This window comes from uncultured Gimesia sp. (genome assembly GCF_963972345.1).
Classification (GTDB): domain Bacteria; phylum Planctomycetota; class Planctomycetia; order Planctomycetales; family Planctomycetaceae; genus Gimesia.
This window is the reverse complement of the sequence record NZ_CAXAVM010000230.1, coordinates 1-10679: the sequence shown is the minus strand read 5'-3', so window position 1 is coordinate 10679 and position 10679 is coordinate 1. Positions and strand designations below refer to the sequence as shown.

The following is a 10679-nucleotide window of genomic DNA, read 5'->3' as shown; positions in this document are numbered from 1 at the left end:
TCATTCTGGCGCGGACAGGGCAAACATATGCCCGGTTAAAATTTAATGTGGGTCCGACGGCCGAATACGAAATCCCAGTCAAACGGGATTACACTCACACATTTGCTGGTTGTGATCCAGAACACTGGGAAGAGGAATATTTAAGTCATGTGCATCCGCAAAATAATCGTCGCCTGCTCCAGTCTGCTTTTGATCAGGCCACAGACTTTGACTGGGAAGAGGACTGGCTGTTTGCTGAATACGGATTGAAAGGAGAACAAATTTGAATACATTAAATGTGACTACGGATCGTTTCCAGAGACAGAGTGACCTGATCCCGGCAGAACGGCTTTCTCAACTGACAGCGACCGTCATTGGCGTGGGAGCCATTGGCCGTCAGGTGGCCCTGCAACTGGCGGCTATCGGGACACCACGGATTCAGCTGATTGACTTTGATAGTGTGGAGTCGACCAATATTACGACTCAGGGGTACCAGGTGGCAGATCTGGGCAAGTACAAGACGTCAGCGACGCGAGAAGCCGCTGGAAGTCTTGCTCCTGAGATCAGCATCACGGAGCTACAGGACCGTTTTCGTCCACGGCACAAAACGGGCAGCGTAATCTTCTGCTGTGTGGATTCCATTTCCGCCCGGGAAGCAATCTGGCGTGCCATATCAGCGAAATGTGAGTTCTTTGTTGATGGTCGGATGCTGGGAGAAGTGATCCGGGTACTGGCGATCTCCCCTCCAGCGATGCAGCAATATTATGTATCCACGCTGTTTGATCAGTCGGAGGCTCACACCGGTGCCTGCACTGCCCAGAGTACGATCTACACAGCCAATATTGCGGCGGGCATGATGCTGCACCAGTTCAGTCGTTTCCTGCGTCGTATGCCGGTTGACAAGGATCTGAGCTTGAACCTGTTGGCGAGCGAACTGGTTCTCGCTCCTGAGTGAACTCCAACCACTTCTGGGTAAGTGATTTTAAGCTGCCGAAACCAGCTCATTACTGCGCCTGGTGAAAACTTCGATCAAGGGCAAGAATTGTCTTTGAGCGGCTTCCAGATAATGTTCCCGTAACTGGTCCAGATGGGTGTAAGTGCTGATCGCAGCCTTGCTGACGGCATGGCCCATCAAGTATTTACGGTAGTATTCTGGCATCCCGGCGTTCATCATGGCTGTGCTGAACAGATGGCGAAAATCTTTGAGCGTCGCCTCGGCTGGCCAGGATAACTGGTCAGCCAGGCGATGAAATTCGTTTTCAATATGATCATATTTCAGTCCGCCCGCTTCCTGAAGCAGCTGATCTCGAATCTGTATCCCCAGCTCTGCGTTGAGGTTCGTGCTTTTTCTGCAACGACGGGTGTACTCCTTTGTGATCTCATCCAGGGAATAATTCACCAAAGGTGAGTTTTCAGTTCCTTCCCACACGCTACGCCGGTAAAGTAACAGCCCTGATTCCATGTGGCGGGGTTGTTTCTCAAATAATGTCCGAACAGGCTCGAGCAAAGGTAACCGCTTATCCCGTCTCCCCTTGGTCCTGTAACTGATCAGGGGTAGGCAGACGACTTTCAACCAGCCATCTGAGGTCAGGTTATCCCGGAATAGAAAACAGGGTTCGGAAGCCCTCAGGCCATAAAAAATCAACAGGGCGAACAGTTGAAGCTGATAGCTGTCACATTTTTTCAGAAATTCGACCGCCATGGGGACTGTGATATCAGGTTCACCAAACAAGTCCGGTGCGACTGACTCAGTTTGTCTGAATTTACCCTGGAAAGGGTTTCGAAAACCAGAAGGCATCAAGTTGCCACGATCTGGGTCCGCCGCCCAGATATACATTCCTCTTACGACATCGAGAACATAATCAGAAGAAACCATGGTATGTTTCTCTGTATTGGGGTGTCCGTTTGAAGAAATCTGTAGGTTTTTCAGATGCGATTGAAACTGTAAAACCAATTCTCGATTGACGTTAGTGGCAGAAGGGCAAGTCGTTGCTATCAGTGGTTGACTTACAAAGCATCGATAATGTTCTAATGCTGACGCGTATCTTCTGACCGTTTTGGGATCGATTTCACCGGCATCGGCTCGACGTTGTAAGTGACTTTGATAGAGGTCCAGTAGACTCTGATGTTTCAGTTTCCCTCGCCCCAGACCGGATGAGCGGAAGTGTTTGAGGCGCTCCTCAATTTCCCGGGCGCGAAAGATGGCGGTGACCAGGTCACCGTCGACTCGTTCTGTGAGGTTTTTTTTCGCAGCAGGGTCCCAGAACTGAAGCCGAAAGTAGTCGTTTTGCCTGTAAATACGCACCTTTTCGGGTGGTTCGATTCCGTCAGGGAATTTCTCGATACGAATCCAGCGATGTTTTTCACGATATTGTGTCCAACATATTTTAGATTTTTGATAAGATGCTTTTTTGTCCATAACATGCCTAGTTCAAAAGGGTTTCATTTCCCTTTAGGCATGTGCGCGATTGGTATTCGTCATCTCATAAGTATCTATTTTATTTATAGTTATGGGCCTCATGGTCTGTCAGACGGAAGAGTGATAGGAACTTCAAATGCCAAGAACTAAAACAATTGAATTAACCAAGAATAGTAGATCGTTTACTTTTGAATTATGTCATCGCAATCTCGATTTTGGTGAAGGTAACCATGGCGAATATTACTGGATGGACGGTAGACACTTCCGAAGAAGTTCAGGTGGTCAGAACTTACGTGCTTGCATCGACTTCTGGTGGGCGTGTGTCGAAGAAGCTGAAGATTCTGAAGATGTCGCGAATCAGTTAAATCTCGTCTTGGCTGAGTGTTATCCATTAGTGAACACTTCTCGAGCAATGCAAAGTGTGTTTCTTGATGCTCATCTCCACATAAAAGCAGATAGGAAAATCAGCCTTGAAACTGGATCACAAGGTAAGACAGAGAAAATTGTAGAAAGAACTTATAATCTTCCTGATGAGGAATATTCACGCATCAGAAGTATTGTTGATTCACGTAATATTCTCGAAATTCAGAATGAGCTAATACGGCTTTTTTCAGGAGTGCAGCCATCTGGAAAAGACCTCCCAAAATTTCAAGAAGCACTTCGGCATTGGACCGGGAATGGGATAGTCGCATTTCGGAAAGGAGGGATGCAACTATTGCATGAATATGTTGATGGCGATCTGAAAAAACAAATCACAAAATATAGAAAAGGAGGAGTCGATGAAAACGTTCGGTTATTTCTAAATCTATTCTCATATGAAAGCAAAGTAGCTTTCTATTTATGCTATGCGAATGCCTGGGCTTTTATTTTACCTATCTTAGAAGATGAACACGGATTGAACGAACAGTCAATTCGTTTTATGAAAATGTGGCATCATCAGAACCAGCCTTTGTTATTTGAGGGAAGAATACATCAGATATTCTCGGGCCAAGTGCTCTCACTACATCCACTTTCAGCACTTGTCCTGACTGATCCTAGCACTTTATCAGTAATCAATAAATGGGTTGGACACCCCGACTACCAGCAACTGATCGATTCTAATAATGAAGCTACTTCCAAGGAGTATTGGGATGTCGTATTAACTATTTTGGTCGCCGCTAATGAATATAAGCAATCTCACCAAAGGTGGGAGGAATCTCGGATTAATAAAGAAATAATAAGTTCCCCAACAGTTGAAAATGCAACAAACACTGATCGGAACCACTCGGTAGCCAAATACCTTGAAGCCTACGTTGCTGAACAAGGATTATTCTGCCAAGGGTGCTCAGGCTTTCTGAAATATAAGGATCATGAAGTAAACGAAAATCTATGCCCTGTCATCTTTCAATGCCAAACCTGTGACAATATCAGAAAAATCAACGTTGACTATGCAAACTTTAAAGATCACTTTTTCAATTCTACCAATGAAGAAGATAGCTAAGAGGGAAATTGATTTCTTTATTCAAATCGAACTCTGAATTCCCTGTTTTGCTTTTTCACTCTGATTATATCGACCAATCAGAGCTTAGAAAACCTGATTAAGATACTGAGTAGACAACGGCTGAAGGCGTTAGATTCGACCATCCAGACCAACGCTCCCATGCCTTTGCAGAAACTGGAGAAAACCACCAGTTCCAAGATACCAAACGCTCTCACATAATAGCTCAATTAAGAAACTATTAGTAATAAAATACTTAAAGACCTCGCATTCGTCGTAACACTGCTTTATCTGGACGAATCCTGAGCTTCACTAAGAGAGCCCTACTGTATTTCGCCAGTAGGACCCCAACTGAAGTTCCCATCTCTAGTTTCTAAGCTTTTGAGCTTATAGGAACTGCTCAACCTTCTCTCGTGTCGTCGATCTCAAAAATCACTGTCAGGGAAAGATGCGGCTACGCTGGTTCAGTCTGGCTACTCATCGGGGCAATACCACCGCTTTCCCTCTCATGTGTTTCCTGTTTCAACAACCATGATTACCAAAGAAAACAGGAGAATCTCATCGCTGATTTTATCCCGCATAGTAGATGAGTCATTAGGAGTATTTGGCAGCTGTCAAAACTCCAGAATAAAAAAAACGTACCGAATTTTCATCAAACTCTTTTCCAAAAGGAGGTGCCAATGGCTGAATGTGAGAGAGGTAACAGGGAAATGCAAACCAGCCACAGTGATTGTGGCCAGTTATTTAGTGGGGCGACTTCTAGGGAACAGTTGACTCAAATTTCTCATCTTGTAGCTGATGGTGACTTAAGTCTTCTCAGTGAACTTCCCCCGAAACAACTTCAAATCGTAATTCAGTTAGTTCGTGAGAAACGACGCATAAAAATGCTGCAGTTGATCGCAAAAGTGATCTTCGAAGATTTGAAGAACAGACGGTAACCAGTTTTATTTAAAGATCTTATGGTGATTACCTTCTGCCAGTTTCAAACTTAAATCACTTTGAAAAAAACCTGCTGCGCACATGCCTATAGGGTGTCTGACGTGGCTCAGATCAGTGCCTTAACAGGGACTGTTCTCAACTTACGGTATTTGTTTCGAAGACATCATCTTAGAGATCAAATATCAAAATCCCCAATATATTCTGGAGGATTTAATGTTAAAAACAAAATTTGGGAGAAACCCAAACCCGCGTGTAGTCATTTATGTTCGAATGTCTAGCAACAGGCAAAACCCAAGGAGCCCGGACCAACAGATCGCTACCATCAAGGACACATTAAAACGTCTGGGGCTGAATTGGCAGGTAGTCGAAGTTTATCGGGACGATGCCATCTCGGGACGTTATTTTCGTAAGCGACCAGGATTCCGAAAAATGCTTCGGGATCTTAAATCAGGCGTTTTACGGGCTGATTATATTCTTGTTGACACCTTTGAACGACTGTCTCGCGCTGAAAACAACGCAGAGATTCGTCGTATGCTGGTTAAGGCAGGAGTACTTGTTTTGACTGCAGACAGTCAGTTTTCAGATCCGAACAGTGTGTCAGGCCGCGCATTGTCTTTCATGGAAACCTATCGTGCGTCAGAAGAGTGTCATGTCAAAGCCCATAATGTCTTACGCGGTAAGAAAGATGCGATTCGACAAGGGAAATGGCCAGGTGGGCCTGCGCCTTTTGGTTTTTATTTGAAGAATGTCATGGTGGTCCGGAAAGGAGTTGAGGAATTGGATCACAGGGTTCTGGTGCCGATACCTGAGTTGAAGTGGATTGTCGAATTTATTTTTACCTTGTCTGCACAGGAAAACTTTGGTCCTGTCCGCATCAGTAAAAAACTCAATAGCCATCCGGATATTCCCAGTCATCTGAAACCCTTCACGGAAGCCACAGTCGCCAGCATACTTCGCAATGAACTGTATTATGGTGAGATGGTCTGGGGCAAAAACTGCACAGGGATCGAGGATGATGTGAGGGTCCTGCAGAGTATTCCAGAGGAAGAATGGGAAGTAAACTCTGAATTCTGCGAAGCCATAATCACCAAAGAGCTATGGCAGCAATCGATGCAGATGATTAAGTCACGTCGCCATAGAGTGACAGAGCCTGATCCGGACGGTCAGGATGCCGCTCATTCTGTGCTTCGTCCCCGGGGAGTGGCGCTGAAGTACCCACTATCAGGACTGGTGGTTTGTTCTTTCTGCGGTCGGGCTATGGTTTCATCAGCCAGTTCAGCTTATACGACCAAAGCCGGTGAGGTTCATAATTATGCTTCATACGGTTGCCCAGGTTATCGTTCTGGAGCGTGCGACAACGATCGTCGGGTTCCGGAATCCTGGCTGCGTGAAACCGTGATACAGCTTGTAAAGGACAGGCTGTTTCCTCACTAAAACCTACAGTTACTTTTTCTTGAAAGGGGTGACGGTAAATCACCGTCACCCCTCTAAAAACTATATCGAAAGGATTCGACTGATGAATCATAAATCGAAACTAATTGAATCAGATGAATTTAACGAGTTAGCGAAATTAATTCAAAAGCAGTTCGAAGAGGACTGCCCTGAGTTGTCTGTGAAAATGAGTAACCTGCAATCTGAGTTGAAGCAGTTGGAACGACTGCGTCAAGGATGGCAACATTCTCTGGGAAATCCCGATCTGCCCCTCGAAACCCGTTCTACTTTAGAGCAGGATCTCGCCAATGCGGTTAAACAGGGACATAAGATAGAGACCAGGATTTCTGAACTGGAATCAGCAAGTTCGAAAACGCAGGCAGCATTAGATCCAGAAGCGATAGCAGAGAGATTGGATCATCTTGCTAAACTGCTGGAAGGCGATCATGCATCGGCGATGAACGTCGCATTATCGCAACACATTGAAGGGATTTACTGTGATGGCACCGGTAAAGTTGTTGTTCGCATGTGTCGGCTTGGTGCGCTGGCAAATCCGGAGGAGATGCTTCAGCTTCTCGCCAGACCAGATGTTGACCTTTTAGACGGTCAGGAAACTCGTACTGAGGAGATCCAGAATAGGGGACGACGACGTACCAGGCGTAATCTGGGTGACCATTTTGAAGACGACGATGTCGCAGACTTCGCGAACGACTTTGCTGTCGACCCCTACCGTTATTCACAGCTGGGAGACGAATGGTTTACAGAAGACGTCTTTCACATACCGGATCGCCCTCCCTGCTGGTCAGCCGCACATGCACGTGAAGTCGCGGAATACAGGCTGGATAATGAAGCTTCCATGGAAGAAACTGTGGATCATTTCAAGAAGACAATGCCTACTATTCGTAAAGCATTAAAGTATGCGAAAGAGCATCATGGTATTGATGCATTAGGTAAAGCCATCAGCCAGCCTTCCCGTCGGTATTGGGCAAAAGACCATGCACTTCAGGTGGCACAATTCTTTAGACGTCCGGGGGCCAGTGTGAAGAAAGCGGAGGCAGTTTTCGGTAAATCACAACCAACACTGGCAAAAGCCAAACGCCTGGCAGTTGAAATCGAGAAATCGAAGGAAACTACTTCGAGTCCTGACTAATTTTTTACTGCCGCTATGCTTTGCTGCTCTTCGGTAAGATGATTCCTGTGTGACCAGCTGATGGTAATAGTGACTGTCAGCTGGTCGCCCTGCCGGCGTCAGAGAGTCCTGCTGCATCAGTGGGATTACCCGGGCGGCTACCTTTAAGGTTTAGTCTGGTTCGTTCAGAGTGAAGGAATTCCGCAAGGTATTAGGCTGGCCTGCAGGCCAGCCAGCAAGACTTTTTTTTAGCTATGCAGGGCCGAGTTTGGCGTCTACATTTTTCATTCAGAGCTCTTCTGGTGCGGTAGGTCAGATTTCGAACGCAATCCCTACGACAGAAATGGTAAAGCCACTTACCTGTCTCCTGGACGCTAAAAACGAGGATTTGTCAGAGTTGGCCTGCATTCCTGAATTCGAACTTGAGCAGTGTGGCGTCGCAAGTTCTGAAACCATAACAAAATACAGCCCATAAATTTTATAGTAAGCACTCTCTCATCCCACCCTGTAGATGGTCATATACAGGGTGGGATACGAGAATACTTTCTGATGTGGTTGGGACTGCTGGTATCTTTGTCTCGACAGACTCATCAACCCGCGAGCACTATAACAACACCATGTTGTCCCAGGCGGAAGCCCAGGCCGGTTCCCTGCACTTCCCGCAGCACCATCTATTCCGCTGTCATCGCTGCGGGGCTAATTACTGGAAACACGTACAAAAGGACTCAGGCAAAATCAGCTTTGGGACGAGGTTCAGAGCAGGGGATCACAAGAACGAAGATCCGGAAGCGAGTGCAACGTCGTTTGCAGATCTTCAAGAGCGCATCACATTTAACTCTAGCGAGAATGCGGTAAGTCAGGTAGACTGGTGAAGTCTCATTTCATGGAACATTTCACATGTTGATTTATTTCAAAGAACGCCTCCTCGAAGTTCTGAAAGCATAGGCAGTCGGTTTAATGACACGGGAGATTGTGTTGCAATTTCAATGCAGCAAATCGTGGTTTAGAGTGGGCAAACAAGAATTTCGAGAGCAGGGAAAGACCAGCCCTACCACTAGATAGTACGGACATTCAAATGATATCGGTAACGAGTGCTTCCAGCCAGATGAAGCCGGCGAAGTCGGTGGCTTTTTTCTCGTAACGAGTCGCCACACGTCGGCAGCGTTTGATTCTGCCAAAGAACTGTTCAGTCTGGTTGCGATGTTTGTAGATCATCCAGTCAAATCGCTTCATGACCTTTCTACTTGGATTCGGTTAGATGCAAACTTTTGCTTTCAACCGCCTGCCATGCTGGCGAATCGAATCGGAGTCATAAGCGGTATCTGCCACGATGACGCCTACCTCTCCTGGCTTAATATTCTCAAGAAGTCGTTCGCCTTGTGGAGCATCACCTCGTTGCCCGGCAGTGAGCAGAAAATGAACTAATTTCCCACACTCACCAGTGACGGCGTGGATTTTTGTTGTCAATCCTCCGCGACTTCGGCCGAGACAGCGTCGTTCGTCGGCATCACTTTTTTTCAGTGGGTTCCCGGCGGCCAGTCGAAGCGGTCTGGTGTGCCTTGATGATCGACGAATCGAGATGAACTTCTGCGGGTTCCTGTTCCAGTTCTTCCTCACCAAGGGCTCGAAAGACCTGCTCCCAAGCTCCCTTCGCACACCAGCGATCAAACCGTTTCCAGACAGTATTCGGTTTGCCATACCGCCCGGGGAGATCTTCCCACGGAATTCCGGTCTTCAGAGCAAACAGAACTGCGTTAACAAATAGCCGGTTATCCACCGCAGTGCGTCCCGGATCGCTCGCCTTGCCTGGCAAATATTCCTGAATCGCTTCCCACTGAGTAGCAGTAAGCTCATGACGCCTGACCATCGGTTCTCATCCTTGAGAAAACATAATCCTCACTAAACAGTACGGAAAATGCAAGATTGAATGTCCGTACCACCTAAGGCTCGTTTTGGGGAAATACATTCCATTCAGCGACTCGATCCGGCACCATTCTGAGGCCAATTTAATAGCCACGAGTTGGGATAGTTCAACCGTCGAAACCACAGCGACTTTTTCAGGGACGACGAAATAGTGACCACTTTAAGGAGATCGGTGTAATTAAGGTCGTAACGATAACCATCACGACCAGGGCGGAAAAGACTGAGCCGCTGACGACTCCCAAGCCCTTGCCAATGCTGGCGAAGATTAGCCCCACTTCGCCGCGCGGGATCATTCCCAGGCCGATCGACCAGCGGTCGCTGCTACGGCCGGCAGGCAAGCCGCAAACCAGCTTGCCGACAATCGCGGCGAAGCTGAACGCCAACGCCAGCCAAAGGGTCGTGGGATCAAGAAACGATAGTAGGTTGACTTGCATGCCCATCAGCACGAAAAAGACTGGCGCGAAGATTCTTTCCAGAGGAGCGATCAGACTTTCCATCGTCGCGTGCCCGGAAACTTTCTTGAAATGCTCTTCGCTTAGGATCAAGCCCGCCGCGAACGCGCCGACGATCGGCGCCAATTCGATGGCACTGGCAGCCCACGCCAGCAGGAATGCCAGGGCCAAGGGAAACAGCAGTTTAACGTGGTGTTTTTCCAGCATCGCAAAAAACGGGATGAGCCAGCCGACGATCCTTCCACCAAACAAGAGTACTGATCCAAGAAACAGAATAGACAATAGCGAGATGCGGCTGATTTCCAGCGCGTCAATCTGTCCCGTCGAGGCGATGCCGACGACCACCGCCAGGATGATCAGTCCCAGCACGTCGTCAATCACTGCCGCTCCAAGAATGATTTTGGCTTCGCGTGTTTGCAATCTGCCCAGATCGCGAAACACGCGGGCTGTAATGCCGACACTAGTTGCGCAAAGCGTGGCCGAGAGAAAGATGTGGACCATCGATCCGGCGTCGGGCAAGAGCCACATGCCCATCAATAGTCCCAACACGAATGGTGAGACAACGCCGACGCTGGCGACCATCAATGCCCGCCAGCCAACCTTCAGCATCTCGTTGATTTTCGATTCCAAGCCGACCGTGAACAGCAGCAGGATCACGCCCAATTCGGAAAACAGCCACAGCGCGAAGGCCATAGCGACATAACGAGGTCCTTCCGGGCCAGTCATGATGTCGACCAGTCGACGCGCGCTGCCGCCCTCTGCCAATTGTGGCTCGGAGAAAATCTTGCTGGCGGCATCCGCCACGGAACTACCTGTCAACCAGACTTCGTTGAACAAGGGCAGGACCTCGCCCAAATGCATCACCATGATGAACAAGGGCAGCCCCAGCCAGAAGCCGACGTTTCCCACGACGACACCAATCAGCAGCTC

General features: G+C 47.8%; 9 protein-coding genes and 1 pseudogene. 6 read left to right on the top strand and 4 right to left on the bottom strand.

The window, feature by feature from the left end; translation table 11 throughout:
• Positions 1-266, top strand: a pseudogene (locus tag AACZ40_RS25400) (hypothetical protein); the annotation flags it as partial.
• The gene (locus tag AACZ40_RS25395) at positions 263-934 is read left to right on the top strand and encodes a ThiF family adenylyltransferase (RefSeq protein ID WP_291169545.1); all 672 of its coding nucleotides are present in this window, start codon (positions 263-265) and stop codon (positions 932-934) included. The pseudogene AACZ40_RS25400 and the gene AACZ40_RS25395, both read left to right, overlap by 4 nt.
• Before the next feature lie 27 nt (positions 935-961).
• Here the strand turns inward: AACZ40_RS25395 and AACZ40_RS25390 are convergent, their stop codons facing one another.
• Complete coding sequence (locus AACZ40_RS25390) at positions 962-2398, bottom strand: tyrosine-type recombinase/integrase (RefSeq protein ID WP_291169549.1); 1437 nt, start codon at positions 2396-2398, stop codon at positions 962-964.
• 136 nt (positions 2399-2534) lie between these two features.
• Here AACZ40_RS25390 and AACZ40_RS25385 point away from each other — a divergent pair, with 136 nt between their 5' ends.
• From AACZ40_RS25385 to AACZ40_RS25370, 4 genes are all read left to right on the top strand, one after another.
• Positions 2535-3878, top strand: a complete 1344-nt coding sequence (locus AACZ40_RS25385) for a hypothetical protein (RefSeq protein WP_291169552.1) — start codon at positions 2535-2537, stop codon at positions 3876-3878.
• A 677-nt stretch (positions 3879-4555) separates the two neighbouring features.
• Entirely contained in the window at positions 4556-4813 is a 258-nt protein-coding gene (locus AACZ40_RS25380; RefSeq protein ID WP_291169555.1) for a hypothetical protein, read from the top strand.
• Positions 4814-5027: 214 nt separating this feature from the next.
• Positions 5028-6248 carry a recombinase family protein gene (locus AACZ40_RS25375; RefSeq protein WP_291169557.1) on the top strand — a complete coding sequence of 407 codons (1221 nt, stop codon included), beginning with the start codon at positions 5028-5030 and terminating at the stop codon, positions 6246-6248.
• Between the two features lie 19 nt (positions 6249-6267).
• On the top strand, positions 6268-7395 hold the full coding sequence (locus AACZ40_RS25370) for a hypothetical protein (protein WP_339676348.1): 1128 nt from the start codon (positions 6268-6270) through the stop codon (positions 7393-7395).
• Positions 7396-8445: 1050 nt separating this feature from the next.
• Here the strand turns inward: AACZ40_RS25370 and AACZ40_RS25365 are convergent.
• From AACZ40_RS25365 to AACZ40_RS25355, 3 genes are all read right to left on the bottom strand, one after another.
• Positions 8446-8607, bottom strand: a complete 162-nt coding sequence (locus AACZ40_RS25365; protein WP_145190973.1) for a transposase — start codon at positions 8605-8607, stop codon at positions 8446-8448.
• 274 nt (positions 8608-8881) lie between these two features.
• Positions 8882-9241 carry an IS5 family transposase gene (locus AACZ40_RS25360; RefSeq protein ID WP_145190968.1) on the bottom strand — a complete coding sequence of 120 codons (360 nt, stop codon included), beginning with the start codon at positions 9239-9241 and terminating at the stop codon, positions 8882-8884.
• Between the two features lie 190 nt (positions 9242-9431).
• A partial coding sequence (locus tag AACZ40_RS25355) for a cation:proton antiporter (protein ID WP_339676346.1) occupies positions 9432-10679 on the bottom strand: 1248 nt, incomplete at its 5' end.

Coding starts and splice junctions, on each gene's coding strand:
- AACZ40_RS25390 (WP_291169549.1), bottom strand. CDS start 2,398: ATGGACAAAAAAGCATCTTATCAAAAATCTAAAATATGTTGGACACAA.
- AACZ40_RS25385 (WP_291169552.1), top strand. CDS start 2,535: ATGCCAAGAACTAAAACAATTGAATTAACCAAGAATAGTAGATCGTTT.
- AACZ40_RS25380 (WP_291169555.1), top strand. CDS start 4,556: ATGGCTGAATGTGAGAGAGGTAACAGGGAAATGCAAACCAGCCACAGT.
- AACZ40_RS25375 (WP_291169557.1), top strand. CDS start 5,028: ATGTTAAAAACAAAATTTGGGAGAAACCCAAACCCGCGTGTAGTCATT.
- AACZ40_RS25365 (WP_145190973.1), bottom strand. CDS start 8,607: ATGAAGCGATTTGACTGGATGATCTACAAACATCGCAACCAGACTGAA.
- AACZ40_RS25360 (WP_145190968.1), bottom strand. CDS start 9,241: ATGGTCAGGCGTCATGAGCTTACTGCTACTCAGTGGGAAGCGATTCAG.